Source organism: Sulfurimonas sp. HSL3-7 (assembly GCF_039645985.1).
Taxonomy (GTDB): Bacteria; Campylobacterota; Campylobacteria; order Campylobacterales; family Sulfurimonadaceae; genus Sulfonitrofixus; species Sulfonitrofixus jiaomeiensis.
In genome coordinates, this window is record NZ_CP147919.1 from 2,282,377 (window position 1) to 2,308,309 (window position 25,933).

The 25,933-nt window shown below is 46.1% G+C and carries 25 protein-coding genes and 1 tRNA gene; 6 read left to right on the top strand and 20 right to left on the bottom strand.

Features of this window, described 5'->3' with window-relative positions; genetic code table 11:
* Positions 1-6: 6 nt before the first annotated feature.
* Both WCY20_RS11265 and WCY20_RS11270 read right to left on the bottom strand, forming a co-directional pair.
* Complete coding sequence (locus WCY20_RS11265; protein WP_345975201.1) at positions 7-2,214, bottom strand: hypothetical protein; 2,208 nt, start codon at positions 2,212-2,214, stop codon at positions 7-9.
* 236 nt (positions 2,215-2,450) lie between these two features.
* Positions 2,451-3,617 (bottom strand): aminoacetone oxidase family FAD-binding enzyme, encoded by a 1,167-nt coding sequence (locus WCY20_RS11270; RefSeq protein WP_345975202.1) that lies wholly within the window; start codon positions 3,615-3,617, stop codon positions 2,451-2,453.
* Positions 3,618-3,784: 167 nt separating this feature from the next.
* Between WCY20_RS11270 and rimO the strand changes: the two genes are divergently transcribed.
* Together rimO and tilS are read left to right on the top strand one after the other, a co-directional pair.
* Positions 3,785-5,104: a 30S ribosomal protein S12 methylthiotransferase RimO gene (rimO, locus tag WCY20_RS11275; RefSeq protein WP_345975204.1), complete on the top strand. Its 1,320-nt coding sequence runs from the start codon at positions 3,785-3,787 to the stop codon at positions 5,102-5,104.
* Positions 5,094-6,104, top strand: coding sequence for a tRNA lysidine(34) synthetase TilS (gene tilS / locus WCY20_RS11280; RefSeq protein ID WP_345975205.1), 1,011 nt, complete (start codon positions 5,094-5,096; stop codon positions 6,102-6,104). The genes rimO and tilS overlap by 11 nt, the downstream gene beginning before the upstream one ends.
* Positions 6,105-6,112: 8 nt before the next feature.
* Here tilS and WCY20_RS11285 read toward each other — a convergent pair whose 3' ends face one another.
* Genes WCY20_RS11285 through WCY20_RS11315 form a run of 7 tightly spaced genes read right to left on the bottom strand, consistent with a single transcriptional unit; the run spans position 6,113 to position 10,909 of the window.
* Entirely contained in the window at positions 6,113-6,622 is a 510-nt protein-coding gene (locus WCY20_RS11285; RefSeq protein ID WP_345975207.1) for a hypothetical protein, read from the bottom strand.
* Positions 6,622-7,128, bottom strand: a complete 507-nt coding sequence (locus WCY20_RS11290) for a hypothetical protein (protein WP_345975209.1) — start codon at positions 7,126-7,128, stop codon at positions 6,622-6,624. Before WCY20_RS11290 ends, WCY20_RS11285 begins: the two co-directional genes overlap by 1 nt.
* Positions 7,125-7,898, bottom strand: coding sequence for a hypothetical protein (locus WCY20_RS11295; RefSeq protein ID WP_345975211.1), 774 nt, complete (start codon positions 7,896-7,898; stop codon positions 7,125-7,127). Before WCY20_RS11295 ends, WCY20_RS11290 begins: the two co-directional genes overlap by 4 nt.
* Positions 7,885-8,730 (bottom strand): tyrosine-type recombinase/integrase, encoded by an 846-nt coding sequence (locus tag WCY20_RS11300; RefSeq protein WP_345975212.1) that lies wholly within the window; start codon positions 8,728-8,730, stop codon positions 7,885-7,887. The genes WCY20_RS11295 and WCY20_RS11300 overlap by 14 nt, the downstream gene beginning before the upstream one ends.
* 3 nt (positions 8,731-8,733) lie before the next feature.
* Positions 8,734-9,357 carry a lysophospholipid acyltransferase family protein gene (locus tag WCY20_RS11305; RefSeq protein ID WP_345975213.1) on the bottom strand — a complete coding sequence of 208 codons (624 nt, stop codon included), beginning with the start codon at positions 9,355-9,357 and terminating at the stop codon, positions 8,734-8,736.
* Positions 9,350-10,651, bottom strand: coding sequence for a tRNA (N6-isopentenyl adenosine(37)-C2)-methylthiotransferase MiaB (miaB, locus tag WCY20_RS11310; RefSeq protein ID WP_345975214.1), 1,302 nt, complete (start codon positions 10,649-10,651; stop codon positions 9,350-9,352). The genes WCY20_RS11305 and miaB overlap by 8 nt, the downstream gene beginning before the upstream one ends.
* 15 nt (positions 10,652-10,666) lie before the next feature.
* On the bottom strand, positions 10,667-10,909 hold the full coding sequence (locus WCY20_RS11315; protein ID WP_345975215.1) for an HP0268 family nuclease: 243 nt from the start codon (positions 10,907-10,909) through the stop codon (positions 10,667-10,669).
* 326 nt (positions 10,910-11,235) lie between these two features.
* On the opposite strand from WCY20_RS11315, the gene nusA reads away from it, so the two are divergent.
* The gene (gene nusA / locus WCY20_RS11320; RefSeq protein ID WP_345975217.1) at positions 11,236-12,393 is read left to right on the top strand and encodes a transcription termination factor NusA; all 1,158 of its coding nucleotides are present in this window, start codon (positions 11,236-11,238) and stop codon (positions 12,391-12,393) included.
* A gap of 71 nt (positions 12,394-12,464) precedes the next feature.
* Here nusA and WCY20_RS11325 read toward each other — a convergent pair whose 3' ends face one another.
* Positions 12,465-13,427, bottom strand: coding sequence for an ABC transporter permease (locus WCY20_RS11325; protein WP_345975219.1), 963 nt, complete (start codon positions 13,425-13,427; stop codon positions 12,465-12,467).
* Positions 13,428-13,475: 48 nt separating this feature from the next.
* Positions 13,476-14,354, bottom strand: coding sequence for a hypothetical protein (locus WCY20_RS11330; protein ID WP_345975221.1), 879 nt, complete (start codon positions 14,352-14,354; stop codon positions 13,476-13,478).
* 126 nt (positions 14,355-14,480) lie between these two features.
* Between WCY20_RS11330 and WCY20_RS11335 the strand changes: the two genes are divergently transcribed.
* Complete coding sequence (locus tag WCY20_RS11335; protein ID WP_345975223.1) at positions 14,481-14,930, top strand: rhodanese-like domain-containing protein; 450 nt, start codon at positions 14,481-14,483, stop codon at positions 14,928-14,930.
* 31 nt (positions 14,931-14,961) lie between these two features.
* Here the strand turns inward: WCY20_RS11335 and WCY20_RS11340 are convergent, their stop codons facing one another.
* The 7 genes from WCY20_RS11340 to mqnP all read right to left on the bottom strand — a co-directional run bounded on the left by WCY20_RS11340 (position 14,962) and on the right by mqnP (position 21,352).
* Complete coding sequence (locus WCY20_RS11340) at positions 14,962-15,603, bottom strand: hemolysin III family protein (RefSeq protein ID WP_345975225.1); 642 nt, start codon at positions 15,601-15,603, stop codon at positions 14,962-14,964.
* Positions 15,604-15,710: 107 nt separating this feature from the next.
* Positions 15,711-16,019 carry a DUF6172 family protein gene (locus WCY20_RS11345; RefSeq protein ID WP_345975227.1) on the bottom strand — a complete coding sequence of 103 codons (309 nt, stop codon included), beginning with the start codon at positions 16,017-16,019 and terminating at the stop codon, positions 15,711-15,713.
* 75 nt (positions 16,020-16,094) lie between these two features.
* The gene (locus tag WCY20_RS11350; protein WP_345975229.1) at positions 16,095-18,383 is read right to left on the bottom strand and encodes a diguanylate cyclase; all 2,289 of its coding nucleotides are present in this window, start codon (positions 18,381-18,383) and stop codon (positions 16,095-16,097) included.
* A gap of 368 nt (positions 18,384-18,751) precedes the next feature.
* A complete protein-coding gene (locus WCY20_RS11355) occupies positions 18,752-19,336 on the bottom strand; it encodes a hypothetical protein (RefSeq protein ID WP_345975231.1) in 585 nt (194 codons plus the stop codon).
* 275 nt (positions 19,337-19,611) lie between these two features.
* The gene (locus WCY20_RS11360) at positions 19,612-20,037 is read right to left on the bottom strand and encodes a PGPGW domain-containing protein (RefSeq protein WP_345975233.1); all 426 of its coding nucleotides are present in this window, start codon (positions 20,035-20,037) and stop codon (positions 19,612-19,614) included.
* Between the two features lie 294 nt (positions 20,038-20,331).
* Positions 20,332-20,408: transfer RNA gene (locus WCY20_RS11365), tRNA-Arg, on the bottom strand.
* 83 nt (positions 20,409-20,491) lie between these two features.
* Entirely contained in the window at positions 20,492-21,352 is an 861-nt protein-coding gene (mqnP, locus tag WCY20_RS11370; RefSeq protein WP_345975235.1) for a menaquinone biosynthesis prenyltransferase MqnP, read from the bottom strand.
* A gap of 118 nt (positions 21,353-21,470) precedes the next feature.
* Between mqnP and miaA the strand changes: the two genes are divergently transcribed.
* Positions 21,471-22,361, top strand: coding sequence for a tRNA (adenosine(37)-N6)-dimethylallyltransferase MiaA (miaA, locus tag WCY20_RS11375; protein WP_345975236.1), 891 nt, complete (start codon positions 21,471-21,473; stop codon positions 22,359-22,361).
* 104 nt (positions 22,362-22,465) lie between these two features.
* Positions 22,466-22,918, top strand: a complete 453-nt coding sequence (gene smpB / locus WCY20_RS11380) for an SsrA-binding protein SmpB (RefSeq protein WP_345975238.1) — start codon at positions 22,466-22,468, stop codon at positions 22,916-22,918.
* A 72-nt stretch (positions 22,919-22,990) separates the two neighbouring features.
* Here the strand turns inward: smpB and WCY20_RS11385 are convergent, their stop codons facing one another.
* Positions 22,991-23,320, bottom strand: a complete 330-nt coding sequence (locus WCY20_RS11385) for a hypothetical protein (RefSeq protein WP_345975240.1) — start codon at positions 23,318-23,320, stop codon at positions 22,991-22,993.
* Positions 23,320-25,911 (bottom strand): M14 family metallopeptidase, encoded by a 2,592-nt coding sequence (locus WCY20_RS11390; protein WP_345975242.1) that lies wholly within the window; start codon positions 25,909-25,911, stop codon positions 23,320-23,322. The genes WCY20_RS11385 and WCY20_RS11390 overlap by 1 nt, the downstream gene beginning before the upstream one ends.
* Between the last annotated feature and the right edge of the window lie 22 nt (positions 25,912-25,933).

The following is a 25,933-nucleotide window of genomic DNA, read 5'->3' on the forward strand; positions in this document are numbered from 1 at the left end:
AGCGAATTAGAATTCACCCCAAATTACGTTTTTGACTTCCATAGTGACTGTTCCACCCTTGTCATTTCCTGGAACTGGGTCATCAACATAAACTGTCACAAACGTCGACCCGTCGTAATCACAGTTATACATTCTGTATCCGCCGTTTGCACCCAGTCCCAATTGATAAGAAACAACTCTCGGTGTTGCACTTTCCGCTGCATCTCCAGTAAATTTCAGCGTGTAGACAAACCTGGAGTTTCTTAAGAATACCGGTGTATCGACCACACTAATACCTGAAAAGTTGATTGGCATAGCTACAGCACCCTCCGGAATGTTAAAGGTATCAGTATATTCAAGCCCGTGTCCGCGAAGAGTATGTACCATTGTCTCACCGCCACGAACATCACCTACCGAACCGCCATTCACATGTGTTACGACATTTGCATAGATGGCAACTGTCTTGGCAACAAGATAATAGTCATAATAGACATCTATAACAGCATTTCCGTTAGCGTCCAGTTTATAGGTACCATCTCCTGATGAAACATAAGCTGTCGCCTTTGCACCTGTCTGCGAACAGACCTCTTGACGGTAGTTGTGCCCGATGACATAACCCATATTTGCTTCAGTCGGCATCGTCGTTGCATATTCATCCAGCAGATCTATCGTGCTTCCAGCCACAGATGACATATCCCATTTACCTGAAGCGTGGAACGGATAATCATACAAATCACTTCGGAAAGTAGTCAATTTATCATTCGCCAGATCAATTGTCGTGTTGGCAATATTCGCAGCAGTCAGTTGAGCTCCGCTGCCTGCATTCTCAATGGTTGCGATACCCACCGGAGCATGGTCGATGATCGGTGTCAGACTGACAGCATATTGGTTTCCGACAACACTTGAGCTATTTAATTCATATGTTTCATCTCTGGCATAACCGGTGATAACCCCCGCAGAAATTGTCGATCCCCTATTGACTTTGTTACCATATTCATCGACGGCAGAGATCACGATATGCTCAATGAATTTTGCATTATCAGCGTCTTGGCCTGTGCCCGCATAACTCATACTGAATGCAGTTGGCGGCCCCGAAAGAATGACAACAGAAAATAACTTGCTCACTGTCTGGGCGACGCCATTAACGTCGGTAAAACTGAAACTAACCTCGATAGGCAATAAACCTGATTTGTTAAAACTCAAAAGCGATACTGTCACGTTGTTTGTAGTTTTTGCAATCGTTGTGTCTTGTACCGTACCGTCAGAGTCGATCAAATCCGCAATTTGCGAGTTCAGCAGCGTAATCGACATGGCTGATATAGCATCGTCAGAAACGACGTTACCATCTTTATCTTTTAGAAAAAAGCTGAGCACACGCGTTTTATTGAGATCCATTGTCACATTTTCATCATCTATTGATGAAGTGATAAGATATTCTGTTTGAATGACTTGTGTCGGATCAGGGTTAAATGTGAATGTAACACTTGTACTTGTCAGTGGGTTCAACGTATCAAAAAACACAAAATCATAACTGGTACCATTCAGGTTGCTGATATCTGAAGGTGCAGTATAGACGAATTTTGCTTCTCCGTTTACAACTGCAACCTCTTCTATAGGGTTCATAATACCGGCATTTAAAGCAGACGGATAACGTACACCGATAGTTCCTTCAGAGATAGGAACAAAATTACTGTTACGCACCTGCAATACGATCTCTCTCTGCTCCGAGTTCAGCGTGATATTGTGCGATGCAATATCTACAGTAATCGCTGCAATTGGAGAAACATCCGCTACAGGAAGCGATGCTTGAATTGATGTCGTTGCCTTAAATGGCCACGTGATGTTTTGATCATTTATCTCGTCCGCTGTCAATGTCAAAGAAGTTGATGTACAAGGTTCTGTGAAACCGATAGTAACACCGGATTGTACATCGCTGTTATCTGTATAAGATATTGTATTGTTCGTCCCAATGGTATACGATTGGATAGTACATCCATCAACCTTCGGCACTATATTAGTGACTTCTGCATTACCTTCGAGTGTGTACTTGGTAGTTACTGTACCACTGACACTCAAACTTGTGCTGTCAAAGCTCAAAGAGCTGTTACTCAGTACGACACCGCTAGTTTTCAGGGGATCATTCGATTGTGCATCCCCACATCCAGATAGCATTCCCATCAAAGCTGTAAGCATCAGGAAACTAGCTGTCTGTTTTAGTCCAAATTTCATTTTCATTTATTCACCCTTGTGAAGTGCAAAATTTATATTTTGTACTCAAGTAGTTTGATCAACTCTTCCATCATGGACCGTGTAAAATATTTACACAGAATCACTCTTAAGAATTGACACACTTTTGGACCATTATACACCCTTCGAATTTAACTATTCTTAAATATTATAAAACTTTCTAAATTATCTTCAAATAGATGTAATTTTGTTAATAATTGCTTTTCAAGACAGACTGAGAAGCCCTATATTCCTGTAATATTTTTTGCCACGGCAACGGCTGAACTGAAGGCCCACTGGAAGTTGTAGCCGCCGAGCTCTCCCGTGACATCGAGCACTTCGCCGGCAAAGTACAACCCTTCAACCAGATTGCTCTCCAAGGTCCAGCTATTGATATTATCGGTTCGTATACCGCCCTTGCACACCTCGGCTTTCGAAAATCCATAAGTGCCTGCCGGTGCAAAAGTGTAGTAGTGAAACAAGTGTTCAAGCGTTTTCAGCTCATCTTCTTTATAGCTGTTGCAGGGCTTCTCTTTTATAGCCGCCGCATCCAGTAACGCCTGCGTAAAACGTTTTGGCAGAGGCAGCGCTGTGGAGAGCAGTTTTCTGTTGTTGTGCATCAGTTCGCGAAGAGTCGACCCGGGGAGAAAATTAATGCTGATCTCGCCTCTGGACCAATAGAGCGAAGCACTCAGTATAACCGGACCGCTCAGGCCGCGGTGGGTCAACAGCATATCCTCGCGCAATATCTTGTCATCCACAGAGACCTCAGCAGGAAAGCTGATACCGCTGAGCTCTTTCATCCAGAACTCTCCGGCCTGCAGAGTCAATCCGGCCAGAGCCGGAACAAAAGGTTTGACGGCGTGCCCGAAATGGCGGGCCAGTTCCAAACCGATCTCGCTGGCACCCAGGGCGGCGAAACTTTTTGCCCCGGTCGCTATCACGACATTCTTTGCTTTGAAACGACCTTGATCTGTTACAAGTTCAAAACAGTCGGACTTGACTAGCGAGTGTATCTTTTGATTAAACACATACCTGGATTTCCGACTTGCTCGTGCCAGGATCGAGATGATTTCATCGGAGCTTTTAGGGCAAAAATAGTACTGCTCTTTTCGGATAACAGGAGTCAGGCCCCTCTTCTCCAACCATAGCAGCAGATCGTCTTTGGAAAACTGCGAGAAGATGGACTCGATAAGCTCTTCATCGCCCAGATAGTTGTGCGGCGTCACAGAGACATTCGTGATATTGCACTTGCCGCCGCCGGATATCTTGAGCTTTTTGGCCGCTTTTTCATTGCCTTCGACCACCAGCACCTTCAGATCGCTCAGTTCGTTAAGTTGTGCGGCACACATCATCCCGCTTGCACCCGCGCCCAATATCATTACATCATTGATAATCTCTTCTTTTCTCACATCTGTCCTGTTCGTATCGTCTTGAAATCATAGCATAAGTGACAAAGCGCGTTTTGCCGGATTGGGCATGAAAATAAAAATATCATTACACTATATATTTACATTATTAGACTGAAAATCTTCCCCCTTAACTATGTTATAATTCCACCACTAAAACAAGGGTACATATGAGTAACAAACTACACATCGTCTCTCTCGGATGCAACAAAAATCTTGTCGATACCGAGGTGATGCTTGGGCGTCTGAAAGCCTATGAGCTGACCGATGATGCCGCTGATGCCGATGTCATTATCGTCAACACCTGCGGCTTTATCGATGCCGCCAAGTCAGAATCCATCAACACCATGCTGAACCTTGATGCAGGTCGTAAAGAGGAGTCTGTTCTGGTCATGGCGGGCTGTATGAGCGAGCGCTACAAAGAAGAGCTTTCCAAGGAGCTGACCGAGGTCGACATCTTTACCGGGGTGGGCGATTATGCCAAGATCGATGAACTGCTGGCTGAGAAGCAGAGCCGTTTCAGTGACGCGGTCTACCTCATTGACGGCGAAGAACGTGTGGTAACGGGTTCAAGCTACCACGCCTACGTTAAAATCTCCGAAGGGTGCAACCAGGCTTGCTCATTTTGTGCCATTCCCTCTTTTAAAGGCAAACTGCACTCCCGCGACCTTGACAGTATCGCCAGAGAGGTCGAGGGGCTCGTTGCCAAAGGCTATTATGACTTCAGCTTTATCTCGCAGGATTCAAGCTCATTTTTGAGAGACCAGAACGTCAAAGACGGTCTGATCCATCTCATCAAACGCATTGAGCTGATCGACGGTGTCAAGAGTGCGCGCATCCTCTACCTCTACCCGAGTACCACCAGCATGAAACTGCTGCAGGCTATTGCAGACTCCAAGCTTTTTCACAACTACTTCGACATGCCGATCCAGCATATCAACGACGATATGCTGCGCATGATGAAACGCGGTTTCGGCAAAGAGAAGACACTTGAACAGCTCAACTTTATGCGATCGCTGCCGGACGCTTTTGTCCGAACGACCTTTATCGTCGGCCATCCGGGCGAAACGCAGGCGATGTTTGACGAGCTTTGCGACTTTGTCAGGGAGTTCGGATTTGACCGCGCCAATGTCTTCGGCTACTCTGATGAAGAGGGGACTTCGGCATTCACCGCAGCCGACAAACTCCCCCAGGAAGTGATCGATGAACGTGCCGAAATCCTAGGCGAGATCGCCGCTGAGGCAGAGACGCTCTCGCTTATGGCGGAGATCGGCAAGACGATAGAGATCGTTATCGACGGCGAAAGCGAAGAACATGAATTCCTGCTCTCAGCCCGCAAATTGATCTGGGCACCCGATATCGACGGCGAGATCTATGTCAACGACAAAGAGATCGATGAAGAGCTGGAGTTCGGTGTCATCTACAGAGCAAAAGTGACCGATATCGTCGGAACAACGCTGACAGCTACCGTCATCGGGCATGCTGAGTAAAGAGCCCCTCTCCTTACTCCGGGATGGTAAAAACCTTCTTGCCTTTTCAGGCGGTGTAGACTCCACTGCCCTCTTTTTTCTGCTTCTGCGCGAAAACATCCCTTTTGACATCGCGATTGTCAACTATCAGACCCGTGAGCAGTCTTCCGAGGAAACGGCCTATGCCCAAACGCTGGCAGATAAGTTCGGAAAAGAGTGTTTTATCTTAACGACCAGATTATCAGAACAAAACTTCGAAGCCAATGCGCGTCATGCCCGTTACGACTTTTTTGAAACAGTGATCAAAGAACACGGCTCCACCAACCTCCTTACCGCACATCAGCTCGATGACCGTCTGGAGTGGCTCTTGATGCAGTTGAGCAAAGGAGCCGGTCTTTACGAGCTTCTCGGGATGCAGAGCATTGAGCAACGAGACGGCTACAAACTAGTACGCCCGCTTTTAGAGACATCCAAAGCCGAGCTGAAAACTTTTTTGCGTGACAACAGCATCCCCTATTTTGAAGACGAGAGCAACCGTGATGAGAAGTACAAACGCAATTTCTTTCGCCATAACATTGCGGCACCTCTGCTTGAAAAGTACGGCAGCGGCATCAAAAAGAGCTTTGCCTACCTCAACGAAGATCTCGATGAGCGGCTTGAACAGAATATAGAAGTAACGACAATCAGGGAACTTCACATGTTCAGACGCCCCGCATCCCGACGCAGCGCCGTCATCAAGATCGACCGTATTTTAAAAGAGCACGGTTTTTTGATGCGTCAAGGCGACAAAGAAAGCCTGAAGAGTGAAGATGAGCATGTTGTCGGCAGACGCTTTGTTGTCAGTTTTCATACGGACTACTGTTTTATCGCACCCTATACGACACGCGGCATGTCTAAGAGGTTTAAAGAGCAGTGCCGGCTGCTCGGCGTACCCAAAAAACTTCGTCCCTATCTTTTTGAAAATGAAGAGATGTTTGAGGCCGTGGCGGCATTGCTAAAGATCAAGGCAGGACTGGCATAAGAGTCAGGTTACGGTGCCTTTGTATAAACCTGCAAAGTAAAATGGGTGGCAATGCCATCGGCTTCTCCCTTGAATTGCAACGCTCCCACAACCTCGCCCACCCAATCAAACTCATTCAAAGCGTCGATAAAGCGGTAATATTCTGCAGGCGAAGCGATCTTGGCGCGGACATCAAGTGTATCCACCTGAAGCTTATTGCTTTTTGTACTGCTTATGCCGGTAAGCGTCAATGCTGAAAAGTAGTGCTGCAGATACCCTTCCAAACCTTTTTGATCAAAAGATTTGTGCAATGCAATATCTATCTTCTTCTCTTTCTCCTGAAGAGCTTGGAGCCTGCCGTACTCTTTGTCGAACTCTTTTTCCAGGCTCTTAACATCTTCAGCCGTCTGCTCTATCCCGATAGATAACGCACGATAGGCTTTGATCTTGGGGGTAAAGACAAAAAATCCAAAAAGCACCACACCGCTCAAAAGCAGAAAAAGCAGCACGGTAAATCCGAAAGAGGTACCCTTGCTCACTACTCCTCCTCCATGATCGAAATATTGTTAAAACGGTAGCTGCCGTCTTTGAGTTTTGTAAACGTTGTGGTACTGCGGCTAAAGCGTGATGCCAATAAAAGTTGAAAAGAGGTGTTGAACTGCTCTTTGTTTTGCGTAAAGCCTTTGAGCCGAAGCGTGTTGTCACGGAACTCTGCCAGCTCCAAGGTTACACCGCCTGGCACTAGGTCGAAGAAATTTTTGACATTCTCTTTCTGAAGTCTGTTTTTAGTACTGATCTTTTCACGCAGTTTATCCAACTTCTGCAGTCTCGCGATTTCTGCGATGACCATTTTTTTCTCACCGTCAAGTTTCTGTTTTCTTACCTCCAGGGTAGTCAGCTCTTGCTCATAGCGTTCAATCGCATAATGTAAAAAGATAAAACTGCCCGACATGACCAGCAGAAGAAGCAGGAATGCCGCAAAGAGCCACTTGAGCTCTGCACCAATGATTTTTTTACGGCGGGGCGCTATAAAACTATGTTTCAAGTGAGCTCCATTTCGCCTAACACGGCAAGTTCATGAGGCAGCTCTACACTGCGCTTTTCTACTTCGACAAACAGCTCCTCTTCAAGTCTGTTTTCCAGACGTACATCGAAGTCCAATGCATCCGCCATGTGAATCTTCTCGATGAACATTGCCCCATCTGCTTTTGCCTCATAAAAATCCTTCACAATCGATTGCATCGTATGCACATAGTCATCAAGAATCGCGTTCTCTTCATGCAAAGAGAGAGGCTTCTGCATCTTTATCAATGTCCCGTAAAGCAAGGCGCCGTTTTTAACGACACTGCCGACTATAAACCCCTCACCCAAAAGAAGGTAGAGACCATCATCTTTCTGCATGCTTTGCTGATAAACGTTGTATAAAAGGGAAAACGGCGAGAAGATAAAGTCAAGTCCGATATTTTTATAGTCACGTTGGCGTTCAAACAGCGCGTCCTTATCCATATAGATGCCCCACTTGTCGTCAACACAAATCTTCTCAAAATGGCTCGGATCGGCCACTTCCATCCGATTGCAATCGCTCAATAGTCCCTGGGCTGCTTCTGTCTCCAACAAAGCGATATAGCTGACAGCGCTTTCACGTTCAAGCTGTCTGAGCTTTTTTTCCAGACTCTCAACGCTTTTAACCGTCTGCTCCTCAAACCGTTTGATCATCTTTGCATTTTTACGGAGTTCGGCGTACAGCTTTACCCCCTCCTCTGAAGGTGTCAGCGTAATAAAAAGCTTCGGCAAAAGAGATTCAAGAGTTTTCATCATCATCCTGACACAAAGGGTGTGCTTTTAGATAGTTTTGCATTTTCAAACTGCTTCCGAGTTTAGTATAGATCTGTGTTGTTGCCATCGAGGCATGTCCCAAGAGTTCACTTACATCAGCAATCCGCGCATTGTTGTTCAGCAGTGCCGTCGCATAGGAGTGGCGCAATTGGTGGGGCGTGACTTTAAGCCCAATGCGTTTGAAACACTTTGTTACCAGATATCTTAGACTATTTTCACTTAATTGACCTTGTTCGGACTCAAAGAGGAAGCGCCGCGGCCGCATTTCATCGATATAGGCCTGCATCAGTGCATGGGTCGAAGAAAGCAGTGGTATGTCACGGCTTTTTTGCCCCTTCCCCGTTACGCGTACCCACTTGCTTGAGATCTCTTTCAACTCTAGAGAGACAAGTTCTGAAATACGGAGTCCCAGTGTGTACAGCAGTATGACGACCAGCTTCTCATTCAGCGGCGCCTGTGAAAGGGCCTCTTGAATATGGGTATCGTTGATCGGTTTGGGAAGTGAAGCCGGCACCTTGATACTCTCATCCGCTTTGAGCGAGACCTTCTCGCCCTGATCGTTAAGGTAACTGCAAAAACTGCGCATCGCAGAGACCTTTTTGGAGATGGTCTTGGCCTTAAGATGAGCGATATGGAGACGATAAGGCATAAGATTGAAAGTGGTGTGACTCCCCTGCTCTTCGACTTCCAAAAAAGAGAAGGCCTCTTTGAGCGATTCGTCATAACTTTTTAGCGTAAGATCGGAGTAGCCCCGAAATTTATCAAGGTAGATCAAAAACGCTTTCCGGTAATGATCAAGGCTCTGTTTCATGGCTTAATAGTCGTGTATAAGCAGTTTTTCTTTGATCAGCGTTTTTGCCTCTTCCAGCTCCATGCCGCTGACGTCCAGGGCTTCAGAAGCATAAAAATCCAGACGCGTAAACGGCTTGGGAATGGTAAAACGGTCCCAACTCTTAAACTGCCAGTAACTCTTTGGGACGCACGACAAAGTAATGATCTTGGCATTTGTCTTCTGCGCCATCACAACAATGCCGTCAGCAACTTCATGGCGCGGCCCTTTGGGGCCATCCGGTGTGATTCCGATATCGATACCGTTTTTAAGCGACTTCATTGCCGCGATCAAGACTTTGGCACCGCCGCGCGTCGTAGAGCCGTGAATGGTGCCTATTCTGAAATAGCGGGTGATCTTTGCAATGATCTGCCCGTCAAAATGTTCACTGATCACAACATTGGCATTAGGCTTATCGCGCAACTTCAGATAGAGGTAAGGCAGATAAAAGAGGTCTCCGTGCCAGCAGGCGACGATAATGGGTTCTTGCGGAACGTCCTCGGGCAGATGAAAATATCGTTTTGAACTGTAGTAGAAAAGGCGTATGAAAAGTGCCCCGACGGGCGGTAGAAAAAAGAGTGCCAGTGAGCGAAGCAGACGCTTACGCAAGCAACTCACCTTCAAGGTGCATTCTGGCAGCTTTGGTTATCTTCACATCGGCAATCTTGCCAAGCAGCTCTTCCGAACCTTTTACCTTGACCAGGAAGTTGTTACTGCTGCGTCCGGCTACGTAGCCGTCGGCACGCAGCTCTTCAAAATAGACGTCATAGATCTTACCGATCTGGCGCTGCATGATCTTGTCAAGGATCGTATCCTGAAAGGTCTGCAGCTGTTTCAGACGTTCCGAAGCGACTTCAGGATCGACCACGTTGGTATACTCCGCCGCTTCCGTCAACGGACGGGGTGAATAGATAAAGCTGAATATCTGTTCAAACTCCACCTCACGTACGACCTTCATCGTCGCATCAAAATCTGCGTCGCTCTCGCCCGGGAAACCGACGATAATATCGGTACTGATACTAACATCGGGCACCATCTCCCTAAGTTTGCCCGTACGGTTTAAAAACCATTCCTGAGAGTAACCGCGTTTCATCGCTTTGAGCAACTCGGTCGAGCCACTCTGAAGCGGTACATGCATAGACTTGCAGATCTTGGGGTTGGATGCAAATTCTTCGATAAACTCATCATCCATGTGCAGCGGATGCGGCGACGTAAAACGAATACGTTCCACGCCATAGACGGCACTGACACGGCGCAGCAGCTCGGTAAAGTTGATCTTCTCGTGTTCGCCTGAAAAACGGCGGCCGTAATTGTTGACATTCTGACCCAGTAAAAAGATCTCTTTGGCACCACTTTTAACAGCTTTTTGCGCCTCTTTGACGATCAGGTCGGCCGGAATAGAGATCTCATCACCGCGTGTCTTCGGTACGATGCAGAAGGTACAGCTTTTGTCACATCCGATAGAGATATTGATAAAGGCTTTAAAAGGGGAAGAACGGAAATCTTTAAAAGCGAAATCGGACTCGTCATAGTTGATATCGGTCTCGACCGCTTTGTCTTTGTTAACCACTTCACCGATCTTGGAGACGTTGCGTGCACCCAGTACAAAGTTGACATAAGGGGCGCGCTTGATGATATCTTTTCCGAGATGCGATGCGGTACAACCGGCCACACCGATCTTTGCACCCTCTTTTTTCTTTTTGTTGAAAGCACCGAGTTCTGAGAAGAGTTTATGGACAGGACGTTCACGGACCGAACAGGTATTGATGATGATGAGATCAGCCTCGGTAGAATCCTGTGTAAGTTCATACCCTTCTTTGGCATTCAACTCGGCTATCATATGCTCGCTGTCGCGAACATTCATCTGACAGCCAAGGGTCTCAATAAACAGCTTTTTTGACATTAAACCAAATACACCTTATAAGATGTGTACTTCGTACATATATTCATTGTCTGCAAGGCCGTAACGCACCTCGCGCATATAAAAGCTTTTACCCTCATTTTCAAAATGGTCCTGAAGAGAGAGAAGGTCTTTATGTGAGTTGTCACGATCAAAATAGAGAATGACCGTCCCCTCTTTTTTGACCATATCCTCTATCTTTTTCACATCAATCTTTTTTGGTTTTGACGTAACATCCGTACGTGCGATTTTAAGCTCCATCTGAGTCCTTTGCTGCAGTTTTATAATTACTGCATTATAACCCCCAAAGAGTTAATTTTGGCATAAATATCCGGGGGGATTTTTATTAGCAGATAAAAACTATGCCTATTTCCCTGTTTTATGGACATTTTATAACATAAACAAATTTGCAATATTTTCGCTATTTTGATTTTATTTTTACCGCCGACAATAGTTTTTTCTGCTGTTTTATAAACGCCATTAATGATACAGAGACCAAATTATGCTATACTTTTACTCTTCCTGGAAATGAATCACAAAACATCTTTTTTTGGAACAACAGTCTTGAGAATAACGGAGCATATATTATGGAAAATGTATTAGATATCATTGATGCACTCGCCCATGAAAAGGGGTTAAGCCCAGAGAGTGTCAAAGGTGCCCTTAAAAGTGCTTTTATCAAAACAGCACAACGTCTGATCAACCCGGATTTTACCTACGATGCAGAGATCGATGAAAAGACAAAAAGCATTCGTGTCTATCAGACTATCACTGTCGTGGATGATGAAGATGATGACCATCTTTATACAGAAGACGGCGATGTCAATCAGGGGTACATCTCGCTTTCACGTGCACGTGAAGAGGTCGATCCTGATGTTGATGTAGGCGATGAGTTCCAGATCGAACATGATATTGAAAGCCACGGCCGTACTGCGGCAATGACGCTTTATCGCGAGATCGAGTACCATGTACAGCGTCTTGTCGAAGATGAGCTCTACAATAAGTACAAAGAGAAGATCGGTACCATCGTCAATGGTCGCGTCACCCGTGTGGATGATAAAAACAACACCTATATCGAGATGGATGAAGTACGCGCGATACTCCCGATGAAAAGCCGTATCAAAGGCGAAGTCTTTAAAGTAGGCGATGTTATCAAAGCTGTTGTTCGCCGTGTAAACATTGACAAGGTCAACGGTATCCAGATCGAGCTCTCCCGCACCTCGCCTAAATTCCTTGAAGGTCTTCTAGCCCTTGAGGTGCCTGAGATCGCTGATGAAGTCGTGGTGATCGAAAAATGTGCCCGTATCCCCGGAGAACGCGCAAAAGTCGCACTTATCTCTATGCACCCGCAGGTCGATCCTGTCGGTGCGACTGTAGGGGTCAAAGGGGTCCGTATCAATGCTGTCAGTGAAGAGCTCATGGGCGAGAACATCGACTGTATCGAATACACAAGCGTCCCGGAACTTTTTATTGCACGCGTGATGAGTCCGGCGATCATCAGCTCTGTTGTCATCGAAGGCACGCCTGGTGATGAAGAGAACCCGCCTAAAGCCATCGTAACGCTGCCGTCGGACCAGAAATCCAAAGCGATCGGTAAAAGCGGTATCAATATCCGCCTTGCCTCTATGCTGACGGGTTATACTATCGAGCTTGTTGAACAGGCCGGCGGTGCGACAGCTGAGGAGACCGGCAAACCTGAAGAGAAAAAAGAAGACATCTCTTCACTCGAAGCACTTTTCGGTTAAACATTACTAAGTGCTATTATAAATATTGACAAGGTCTCAAAACCCTGTCAAATATTTTCCCCTCAACACTTCTAACGTTCCCGTTTCGCATACGGGTTCAATTTCAAAAGCAACATATCCGCCATCATATTGCCCAGAAGCGTTAAAAAAGCAGTAATTATCAGGATTCCCATGATCACCGGATAATCACGGCTCAGCGCACTCAGGTAAAAGAGCTGTCCCATTCCTTCGATACTAAAGATAGTCTCCAGGATAACACTACCGCCGATGAGCCCCGGAAGCGAAAGCCCGAGCAGCGTTACGACCGGCGGTAGGAGATTGCGTAAAATATAGCGGCGTAAAAGTAGACTCTCCGCCAGACCGCGGGAACGGGCAAAATAGTAATAGTCACTCTTGAGTATCTCCAGCGTCAACGACCTGATATAGACAATCATGCTGCCCAGACTCACGAAGACCATCACCCCGATCGGCAAAATAAGGTGCCGCGCCATATCGCTATAATAGGCAATTCCCTCTTTCGGTTCGACCGAGTGCAGGCCTGCGATCGGCAGGAGTTCTAGCTCAACACTGAAGAAAAGCATCAGCAGCAGTGCCAAATAAAACGACGGCATCGCAAAAGAGATCAGTGAAAGCTGTCGGATGCCAGAGTCTAGCCACGATCCATGACCCAGTGCCGCTTTGATACCCAGATAGATAGAGATCACCAGGACCAGAAAGAGAGAGACGATATTTATAAGAAGGGTGATCGGCAACCGTTTTGCTATTTCGCTGCTTACATCAGCCCCGGTAACGAACGAAATACCAAAATTAAGATGGGCAAGGTTGACAACCCAGTCGATGTACTGCTGGTGAAGCGGTTTGTCCAGCCCGTAAACCGCTTTCAGCTGGGCAATGGCCTCTTCGGTCATATTGGGGTTCAGCTCCCCTGCTCCAAAAAAGCTGTTCGGTGCGGCATGAATGGCCATGAAAGAGATCAGTGAGATCAACAGCAGCATCAAGATGATATAACGTAGTTTAATCAGACCTGTCTTCATATAAATCTTTTCTTATCAGATAGGCAATTATAACGCGATGTGAATGAATCAAAACGGCTGGTCCGGCTCCTGTAACTGAAAATCGCGTCTGATGATGCTGCCCATACCGTAAACAAAGAGCCATAAGACGATCAAAGGGATGACAATACTGTTGACGATAAAGATGGTGATCAGCGATATGATACTATCCATCGCCGTATTGAACTTATCAATGAAACGATCCGTCATCGCTTCCAGCCGCTCTTTGTACGCTTCATACTGCTTATTGATGTTCAAAGAGTCCAAGGTATACCAGGGCGCTTGTGACGCTTTCTCTTTCGTGCGCTGCTGATCCGACTTTGCCTCTTCGATCACTCCTTTCATCTCTTCAGAGGTTTCGAAAACCACTTCACTCGAACGCTGATATTTCTCCGCTAAAACCTGCTCGTAGACAAAGGTATTAATCATCACCAGAAGAGGAACACTAAAACGCAAAACAGTTAAGAGCAGTAAAGCTTTCAGACTCCAATCATACCATTTGCCTACCCGAAATCGCGGCTGCCAGTACAGGAACAAAAAAAGCAGTACACAAAGTGCGAACATTGCTTTGAAAAGCGGCATTTTCCCCAGATGCAGCATGACCTCCTGTGCACCCAGCGAGACAGAGCTCATCAACATCACCCAGGAAAAACGCTCCACCATATCATTGATAGGATCGACGATCTCACCCACAGCAAAATTGACGCCCACCCCGGCAGGCGTCAGGCTGACTTCTGTACCCTGAACAACTGAGACCAGACCGTTTAGACCCCTAGCCACTGCAAAGGTAACCAAAGAACGCTTGAAGGCCGCATCCAGCTGTTCGGAACTTTTGACGTCAAAAGATTCTGAAAGCGACAGTATGACGACAAGCAAGAGCATTATTGTGACGAGTGATTTTTTTATCATGCACTATTGTAACAGAGTCGAGCAGGCTTTTAAAAGCGGACGATAAAAGAATGCATAGGAATGCTCTGTTTTAGTACTCTTTTCAACCAAATAGAGTATCATCATTATCAAAAATAAGGATGATCAATGAAAAACCTCCACAGTAAACTGGAACAGTATGCAAAACAGTGTGATGAAGTCTTTCTCTCGGAACATTTAAAAAGTTTGATAGATGAGGCGAATAAGAATATTGAACAGATCCAACCGGAAGATCTCTATGTTCTTGCGAAAGATATCATCTTGCTGGATGTAAGGGAACCCGAAGAGTTTGCATCTGGCTATATCAATGCGCATACCGTTTTAACGATTCCGCGAGGCAAACTTGAGTTTCTTGCCATTGAAAAGGTCGCCAAACAGTTTGGGCAGGATGTGCAGATCGTGACCTATTGTCTGAAAGGTGCCCGGGGATCGCTCGCTGCTCTGCAGCTGCAGAAAATGGGTTTCACCAATGTAAAAAATTTAGACGGCGGTATCTTGAAGTGGCTTCAAAAAGGCAATACCATCCACAGTTACCTGGGTGAGATATCGTTGGCTTAGACGATTCCGGTTTGAGCGTTTTGAAAGTCCTTTATATAATATAGATCAGCACCATAAAGAAATGGAAGATACTTCCGGCTAATACAAAAAGGTGCCATATCGCGTGATAATAGAGCTTATTATCCTTGATATAGAAGATAATACCAAAAGTATAAGAGAGCCCGCCTGCGACAAGCAGCCAGAGGCCGCCGTTGTCCATAGCAGCTATCAGCGGTTTTGCAGCGACCACAATAAGCCAACCCATGATCAGGTAGAGGATCAGGGAAAGTTTTTCAAAACGGTCTTGATAGGCAAATTTCAGATAGATACCAAAAATCGCCGTCGTCCAATTGATGGCGAAAATAGTCCACCCCAACATTCCCCCTAATGTGATCAGCGAAATAGGTGTGTAGGAACCTGCGATTAAAAAGTAGATGGACGCATGGTCGAACTGCTGAAACAGCCGTTTAGCTTTCGCATGGGTGATGGCATGATAAAGTGTGGATGAACCGTACATGATTATCAGGGTAGCACCGAAGATAGCGCTACTCGTGACGACCAGAGCTGTACCCTGCAAGGCTGCATAGGCTACCAATATTGCCAAACCGGCTATGCTCAGAAGCAGACCGACGCCATGCGTTATGGCGTGCCATATCTCTTCAACAATGGAAAACTCATTCGCTTTTTTGTCCAAGGTAATACTTCGTTCTGATTTTCTCTTCTAATTATGATAGAACATTATAAATAAGACAATGCTCAATCCTCAGTATTATACCGATGCTGTAAAACAGGTCGATAACCTTACACCTTTTCCGATTCGTCCGTTTCCACCTCTGCTTTGTACGCTGCCCTGGCGATGATCTCAACATAGCATTGTTCCCACTTGTCGGTATGCGCTTTGTCCAGGGCCGTAATGATCTCAGATGCCAATACCCCATGCGCCTCTTCGCTGTTTTGACCAAACCGACAATCAAAATCCCAGAAAACAGCCTTCTCTGGCAATTTTTTACCGCGTTCGCGTTTAAGGTATTTACGGATCTCGTGCTTTATTGACTCAAGCAGACGGTCCGGATTTTTATTCTCTTGCTGCAGATGAAATATTTTTTTCAATGTTTGCCTTTTTTTTTCTAATTGTACAGGAACTTTCACTTTCTGCAGATGTTTTTCATTGACAATATCCTCTTGTCAGGAAACGGAAACTCTGTTTTTCCCCTCCGCCTTTGCCCGGTAGAGTGCTTGATCGACTTTAGCAATAATAGAGTCTCCCGTGTCATTCTCGGTAAACGCGGTTACGCCAAAACTTGCCGTCACAGAAATACCCGGATCAAATTTTTCATTTTCAATCGCCTCACACATTTTTTCAGCCAAATGCCGAGCGTTCTCTATCGTACTGAGAGGACATATAATCAAAAACTCTTCACCACCCCACCTTCCGACAATGTCATTTGATCTTGAGTGTAAAGATAAGATTTCCGCTATCTTCTGTAAAACAACGTCACCCTTGGCATGACCGTGCGTATCATTTATATCTTTAAAATTATCAATATCCATCAGAACAAGGGAAAAGGGTGTTTGATATCGCCGAAAAAGATCAATAGCTTCCTGCATTCTAGTATCCAAATAACGCCTGTTGTAGAGTTTTGTCAGCGTATCCGTTATTGAGAGTGTTTCCAACTCCCTGTTGAGTGCCAAGAGCTTATTATTGTGTTCTTTGATGATGCGATACCGATAGGCTATCAATAACAGAATCACCCCGACGATACCCAGTATCTTCCATAATAGCGTATAATCAAACCCCCGGTCATAGCGAATGCTCATCCACTGGTTCAGAACCGTCTGTTTTGTTTTATCATCAATACTGCCGATGGCTTTATTCAAGATCTCGAGCAACATCGGGTCATCATTTCGCACACCGATACCAAGTTCCCAGTTTTGGTCGATACGTCCTGCGATCTTAAGGGTACCGATATACTCTTTTTGCATCTGGTATCCTATGGTTGTCAGGTTATCGATAAAACCGAATAACTCCCCGTGGGCCACCGCTTTGAGACCATCTTCAATATTTTCAACCTCGACCAGCTGGATAGACGGGTACTTTGTCTTAAGCACCTGCGCCAATGCATAGCCTTTCACGACGCCGACCTTTTCACCCGACACCTCTTCGAGGTCCGTTATAAAGAACTTGTCCGTCGTTGTCGCTATGACAAGCGGGACGATCAGATAGGGTGGTGTAAAGTTCAAGTACTTTTTGCGCTCCGGCGTCTCCATCACAAGAGAAAGAATATCGCACTTGCGGGCTTTGACATAAGCGATCGATTCGTTCCAGCTTTTAGTGGGCACCAGCCTGATAGGTGTTTTTATTTTGGATTCGATGATCCGCATATAATCGGCGCTCATTCCGATATACTTGCCCTTTTTGATCTCTTCAAAGGGCATCCAGTTGGGATCGACACAGACGCTGATCACTTTTTTACCCTTCAGATATTTTTTCTCTTCATCGGTCAATAAAAGGGCTCTTTTACCACTTTCCTCATGCAAAACAAATGTATCAAAATCGATTTTATGTCCAAGCAGGCCCATAACATTATAAAAATCATAGATCTTTTCTATCTTGCGCAGGTCTATTTGGCCGATCTCGGCACCATCGTAGTACGCCAGTCTTTTTAATGTATTTGCCTCGAAAGTCAGGGCCTCTCTGGATTTATGTTGCGTATTGTATTTTTCTAATATTAGGGCTACAGTCTCATCAATATGATCAAAAGCATATGCCCACCCCTTTAAGGATGCGCTTCTGAAATCCAATGCTCTTTGGCGATGATCTCTAACTTCATTTTCTGTTGTAAAGAGAATATCGCTATAAAAATCAAACCCGGAGTCTTTGGGATCGAAGATGGTGTACTCTACCTTTTTCTCTTGGAGCAGAAACGGTTCATTTGACAGGTATGAAGCCATCAGATCGGTTTTTTTATTGATCAGGTCATCAACATCAAAAGAGTGTTTTTGTAGGATCATATTGTCTATCGAAACACCGTTTCGATATGCCATGGCCTGCATAGCCACCTCTGACGCAGCATCCGTCGTCATCATGATCCGTTTACCGGCGAAATCTTTTATCGTTGTAATATTGGACTCTTTGGTAGCCAGCAGCACCACGGGAGAAGACTGGAAGATAGACGCCATAAGCACAATATCTTTGCCCTTGCTTTTGTCGATGATCAAAGACGATCTGCCGATACCATACGTCGCTTTTTGACTGACTACGGCATCAACCGGACTAAGCGTATCGTTAAATGCCAATAACTCGACGTCAAGTCCGACCTCTTCATAAAAACCTTTCTCTTTGGCGATATAATATCCCGCGAACTGAAACTGATCAAGCCATTGAAGCTGTAATGAGACTTTCTCCAGCTTTTCGGCTTGCAACAGCAATGGTGTCAACAATAATACGGATATCACCAAAAAAAACGATTTCAAAAGAAAGACCTTTTGTACTATTCAACTCTTTAGATAATAGCAGATATCATCTAAATACACCTATACTGATCTCTAAGTGCACAGAAGTGAGATATACCTTTTTGCGCAAAGATACGGCACGATGATCAGGCCGCATTACGGTTGTAGTTGCATACACAAATTTATTTTCATACACGATTATCCGGCAAAAAAAGCACTGATAAGCGTCCAAAAAAGCGTCGGTGCACTAAAGTTTTCTTTGCTGCGATTTCAGGATCTTATATTGCAGCGCCACTGTCGTTGCGAGTACACGGAAGTTGTGCTTAATAGAAGAAGATAAAGCACCGACAGATACAATAGTTACTGTCGACACCATATTGAACAAGGCCCTACTTAAGCGGCTCGCCGTTAAATGTTGTGACTTTATTGTTCTCAAACCCGACATTTTTGGTCACCCATTTGTTTCGCCAATATTTCCATGTATCATATTGTAATGTTGGCGTTGCATGTTTTGATGGATATCCACGGGCAACGAGCAGCGCCTCTTTTGTGATCCCGGCTTTATAAACGCCGTTAAAATTTTTGATAAAGGTCTGTTCATCTTTTGTAAATTTTGAAAGATCTACTTTTTCAGCGCCAAAGTTTTGTGCAGCAAGTTCTGCTGTTCCCATCTGAGAATATTTTTCAATATTGATCAAACTGATCTTGACACCCGGATAAGCCGCTTCTTCAAAAACAATTTCTTTAGATGACATTGAAAGTATCTTCACTTCCGTATTGACCGGTATCTTTCTACCAATCGAATAGTTGACGCTCGAGATTTTCCCTTTCTCTTCCCACATCGTTACCTGCGTGTAAACCTTACCCGTCAAATTCTGCGGTATTGCTACACTTGATGTGCCGCAACCTGAAAAACTGGCAGCTCCAATCACTGCGATTGCCAATAAAACGGCTTGTTTCATCCAACGTTTCATATTCACTCCTTTTGATGTATACAAATATTTTACAACAAGTTTCTTTCAACAAGGAGAAAGAAAAAAAACTTTATTTACTGGATCTGGACTCGAAGTTCTATATCAAGCTGACCATAAGGCAGCAATTTAACCTATACCGGTGCATCTCAAACAGATAGCGTCAGGGGGATAGAGAAAGAGAACCGCAGCCCAATATTTGGACACAATATATATGAAGACCTACCGTACGTCAGGAGCAGCTCTATCGCCTAGGTCTCTGTACGAAGGATAACCATTTAAGATTCGAATAATAACGGCGGTTGGTGCTGTTTGACGCGCAACCAATTAATCAATCGCAACAACTTCGGTTGACTGACGATCTTGCGTTCCAACTGGAACTTGCCTGGATAATCCATCAGCATTAGCCCCAGTAAAATGGTCAGCCAGCCCTGTCCCGGCAGTAACAGCATGGCAAAACCTGCCATCAGAAGGATCAAGCCTATGATATTTTTTAAGATCAGGATAATATAACGAAAGAGAGGGTGCAGTTCTTTCCATTGCGGCGGTTCCCGCCGCTTGTGGGAAAAGTAGTCAGAAGGGATCTGTGCTACAAGCCAAGGCAGAAAGAAAAGAGTGACGATAAAGAGCACCGTTGAAGCAAAACCTATACCGGTCAGCAGCACATGATGTTCAGCAATCCATTGAATCAGACTATCTAACATCTTTCTTATCACCTTCAATCAGAACTTCTGTCATATCAAAACTGCAATCGCAATGTTTATCTAGGATACAGGCTTATAAATTGTAACACTTATTAGTTGAATAGGCGAAGGGTATTAAGAGACAACAGCACCGCTGGAAGATACTGTTTTGGACTCTATTTTCTATACTTTATGAAATAGCTTACAGTAGCTAAATCAAGATCGGTATAACAAATTGCATATTTGCTGAATACTAAGAAAATTATTTAACATTGCTAAGAATAAATTGTGTGGGAAAATAATCTTGGAGGTAAATGGTGCGCCCGGAGCGATTCGAACGCCCGACCGCTGGTACCGCAAACCAGTGCTCTATCCAGCTGAGCTACGAGCGCACACCATCTCTATTAAGAGGCCGAAATTATAGCATTTTATTCTTAAAATATTCTAAGATTCAGCAGCTTTTATTTAACCGCGTTTAGAAGGATATCCTATCAATAATTATGAGGGCCAGGAAGACGATACCGAGGTACCCGTTGATCGTAAAAAAAGCGCGGTCGATCTTGGTGAAATCTTTTCGGACCAGGTAATGTTCATAACCGAGCATCACTGCGCTCAAAAGGACCGCTGCCCAGGCAAAGCTCCCCAGTTCTGCAATCCAGACAAACATGGACCAGAAAAGAATCGTGATCACATGAAAGGCCGCCGAGATCTGCATCGTCGTTTCGGCACCGTAGACCGAGGGGATGGAGTGCAGCCCGTGCTTGACGTCAAAGTCGATATCCTGCAATGAGTAGAGCAGGTCAAAGCCGGCCACCCAGAATAGCACACCCAGGCTCAGTAGTATTGTCCATTGCGGTACGGCCGCTTCGACAGCGATCGAACCGGCGATCGGTGCCAGTGCGAGAGAGAGACCCAGCACGATGTGCGCCATGGAGCTGAAACGTTTAAAATAGGAGTAGGAACCCAGGACAATAAGCATCGGAACACTCAGGTAAAAGGCCAGGTCATTGATCATGTAGGCAACAACTATGAAGATCAGTGCATTGACAACCGTGAAGAGCATGATCGAGCCTGCATCCAGGCGCCCGTCCACGCTCGGACGGTTTTGCGTTCTCGGGTTCTTGGCATCAAACGCCCTGTCGGCATAACGGTTCAGCCCCATCGCAAAATTTCGCGCACTGATCGCGGCCAGAACGCCCAGGAAGAGCAGCCCGAAACCGAACCACCCCTTGGCTGATACGATCATCGCAATAAAGATAAAGGGCAGGGAGAAGATAGAGTGTTGGAACATCACCAACTCGTTGAAATATTTAAGCCGCTGTATCATTCGTTGCACTTCTCTTCCTTTGAGCATCTTGTTTGATCATTTGAATGTATGATCCATTTAAAGTCCCGTAATTTTACCGTAAAAGAGGCTGTCGTTTTCTTGTCTCGACATCTGTTATACTTCCAACATGAAACAGATCGCGATCATCGGCCCGACAGCTTCAGGTAAAAGTGACCTTGCCATTGAGATGGCCTTGCAGCACAACGCCTACATCCTCTCCATCGACTCACTCAGCATCTATAAAGAGATCGATATTGCCTCCGCCAAACCATCTGCTCATGAGTTGGCGAAGGTAAAACACTTCGGTATCAACGAGATCTATCTCGATACCCATTTCAGTGTAGCAACCTTTATACAGCTCTACAAAAAAGCCTATCAAAAAGCCCTGCATGACGGCAAGAACCTTATTATCGTCGGTGGCACCAGTTTTTACCTTAAAAGCCTGACATCGGGTCTGTCACAGCTTCCGGAGTACTCCGAAGCGACCAAAGCGCATACAGCCAGGATGCTGCTCGATCTGCCCCGTGCCTATGCTTATCTGCAAGAGAGAGATCCAGAGTATATGAAGGCCATAGAAGCCACTGACGCCTATCGTATAGAGAAGATGCTCCTGCTTGTCCTTGAGAGCGGTATGGGCCCTACAGCGTGGTTCAACGCCCATCCTCCCAAACCGGTCATTGAACAACTCGATATCTTTAATATCGACGTTGAACGCGCCCTGCTGCGCGAACGTATCGTCAAACGTACTTACAAGATGGCGGCATCGGGTCTTATCGACGAAGTGGCGATACTGGAGCACAAGTACGGCCGTAACCACAATGCGATGAAGGCGATCGGCATCATAGAGGTGTTGGCCTACCTCGATGGCGAGTGCACGAAAGAGGCGATGATAGAGAACATCATCACCCACACCGCGCAGCTGGCAAAACGGCAGCAGACGTTTAACAGGACACAGTTTGAAGAGGCGGTTTCGGCAAGCCTGAGTGCCCTGCCTCAGCTGATCGCCGAAGTATTTTAAAATCAGTCTGCCTGCCTAAAAAGCTGCATAGTTTTTTAAAGCTACCCATAAATTGTTTAGTATCTTTGCTGTATGATACGGCTACAAAAAGTGAAGGAATATCTTTGGGCGAGACCATTGCTAAAAACAAAAAAGCGTATCATGATTATCATATTGAAGAGAAGCTTGAAGCCGGTATTGTACTGAAAGGGAGCGAGATCAAAGCGATCCGTGCCGGACGTGTCAACCTCAAAGACAGCTTCATCCGCATCGACAACGGCGAAGCGGTTCTCTATAATGCCCATATCGGTCTGCTCGAGACCACCCATCACTACTACCGCCATGAAGAGCGCGGACCGCGAAAACTGCTGCTGCACAAAAAACAGATCAATAAACTCGCACAGGCTGTCAGCCGCGACGGCATGACTATCGTGCCGCTAAGTATGTACTACAACGACAAAAACATCGTCAAAGTCCAGATCGGGATCGCCAAGGGTAAAAAGCTCCACGACAAGCGCCAGGACCTCAAAGAGAAAGATATGAAACGCGATATTGATAGAGCGATGAAAGAGTTCTAGCAATTTGCCGCGAAGCGGCAACTTCAGTGCCAAAGCGGCCAGCGCAGGAAGGTGGGCAAGTTCCTATAACGCTTAAACGCCCTTTATCGCCTGAAGCAGCGTAATCCCGACCGCAGCGATACCGACGGCTATTGCGGTCCAGTCCGATGCTTTGATCATCTTGTAGATCCGTTTGAGTTCATCATCATTAAGTTCTTCAAAACGGCGCGAACGGATAAACTTGACGGCATTACGGAAAGAGTCGTCGCCTACCTGGATTTTCCATCGCGGCCGTCCCATCTGTTCGTAAAGATCATGGTGCGCCGAATTCAAACGATTAAAAAACGCCTGCGTCGCCAGAATCTGTACCACCATCGCAACAACAAAAACCAATGCCGAAAGTGTAAAAATCGTGTTAAGCATCAGTTCTCTATGTTATAGGCGAGTACGGCCGGTTCTGAGATGTGCGGCACCTCATCATAAGCAAAGACTGCATAATATTTACCCACATCCAGATCACCGAAATTATCATAGGTATAGTTGTCAGGCCCACCGTAGAGTTTTTGACCATCATAGGCTGATGAAGGGACGTGGAACGGGTTCTTGACCACGATCACCCCTTTAAACGCCTCGTCAACCGGGTTATCCCAGTCCAGGCGGATCATTCCGTTCTCGACACTTGCTCTCAGATTCGTCGCCTTTTCGATACCGTAACGGCGTTTTTTAATGTAATCAAGAATTAGACGCGGCCGGCACTCCCGTTTGGCATCGAGCCAGTTCACAGATTCCGATTTGGCAAAAGACTTCGACGAGGAGGCTTTGATCACAAAGAGGATCTTCTCATTGGCTTGGATCGTATCGACCATCTCCTGGATGGAAAGCGTGTCGAAAACAAAACGCTGCGCCTTGTCCTGACGCAGATCGGCCACGCTGACTTCATAACCGACACGTTCGATCACCTCGCGTTCTCTCATCTTTTTAAAGCTCTTCTCCCCATCGCCCATCTTAACCATCTCGATGTGATAGCGGATACTTGCATTGGCATTGATCTGCCTTGCATCAAGTTCAAGATAGGCATCGGAGACGATCGTATTTTGCATATCCAGTATCTGTGTCATATCAAACTCGATGCAGCCGTATATACGGCTGCCGTTTTGATCGAATCCCGCCACAAGGCTGGACTCTTTGACCTCCTGTTCCGTGATCGTATATTCCTGTTGCGAGTAGAGTTCCAACTTCGCTTCCTGGAGGGTATAGGTAACCTCAAGTTTAGGACGAAATGTCAAACCGCCGCTGTGCGGTCCGTAACCGATATCCCACTGCATCATCTGCGAAGCTCTGTCTATCGGCAGTTTTGTCGGTCCCTCCATACGAAAGACCGCCTTGCGCCGTTTAAGCGCATCCTGCAATACGTTTCGTTCCTGCTTATTGAAACGATAGGTCCGCCAGACCCCTTGTGAAAGCTGGGATGATTTGGTCGCCATGCCGATATAGCCCAGGACTTTGGCATTTTTGACCTCATCAAAACTGGCCAGATTATCAATGGTACGTTCATCGACCAGTCCCACACGCCATTCGCCGAATTTCTCGACATGTACGGAAACACGGTTCATCGGATAATACGAGATCTGCGCACTTTTGATCAGTGCGTTTTCAGGTACGCTCTCCAGCGAGAAGCTGCTTATACCGTAACACTCACCCTTGTATTCCGAAATACCGACGAACAGTGAGTTCTCGCCGAAATGCTCTTTGTTTTTCGTTGTCTTCTCCCCCACATAACCGATCTCGCTTCTGAGCGGATAGAGTATCTTCGAAAACATCGTTGTTTCTGGATCGGTACGGACACCCAGAACCGGGGCGAATGCCGACTTGATATGACGGACTTTGCAAACGGCACGGATAAAGTAGTGGTAGTTCGTCGCTGATTCAAGCTGTCTGTCCACAAAACTGTGCGAGAGGGTCGTACCGACGCGGTTTGATGACTGAGTGTACCCTTTTAGTTTTTTGGAACGGTAGATCTCAAAATAGACCTTCTCATCTTCCGGGTAATCCCAACTGAGTTCCACGTCCCTGCTGCCGACCGATGTGGCGATAAAATTACCGACTCTGGGCAGACTTTTCGTCTTGTCATAATTGGGCACTTCCGAAAGCGCATAGGTCAGAGCTGCGATGTTCTCATTGATGTGCTCGAGCATGTTCTCCTGATAATCGGAGATATTGCGTGAACCCACTTCGACCGTCAGCGCCAGGGCTCCCTGCGAATAATAAAACTCGCGCCCGCTGCCTGAGATGAGATGGGTCGGCGGTTTACCCATATGCACGCCGTATTCACGCCCCGATACTTTTCTGATCTCTTCGGCCATATTGGCAGAGAGCGTGTTCAGATCCGTCGCATCAATGGCATCTTCGTGAATGAAGTTATGTGCCGGGAAAAAGACATTCCCCTGAGAGTGGTAATCAAGTGCGATCGTAATGTTCGGATGCGCCAGCACAAAATCTCTGAGTGCGGCTGTCTCAGGTTCTGAAAAAGGCTGGGGTCCGGAATAGACATTTGACGAAGTGTTTTTGCTTGGCGCGTAACCGATAGAGAAATTGCGGTTAAGGTCTACTCCGAACGTCCCGTCCGCATTGTGGCGACGGTTCTTGCGCCAAAATGAGAAGTGGTTGCGTGAGTACTCAAATCCGTCCGGGTTCGCACACGGCACCACGTAGAAAGTGGCGCGTTCCAGCAACTGGTTCAGCTGCGGATCAAACTCGATATGCTCCAATAAGTGGTGGGCATACTTCACAGCCAACTCTATACCGATCCACTCACGCGCGTGAATACTCCCGGTATAAAAGAGGGCCGGCTTACTGTCGGCATCTTCCATCCCTTTCGAGATAGTCACAGCGATCATATCACGCTCTTCCCAGGTCTTGCCTATGGTGGTTACTTTAAAAAGATCGGGATGAGACGCTTGGGCAGAAAGAAAAAAATCGACACATTCCTGATAAGAGATATACTGTTGGCGCACGACGTTCCTTAGATGATATAAG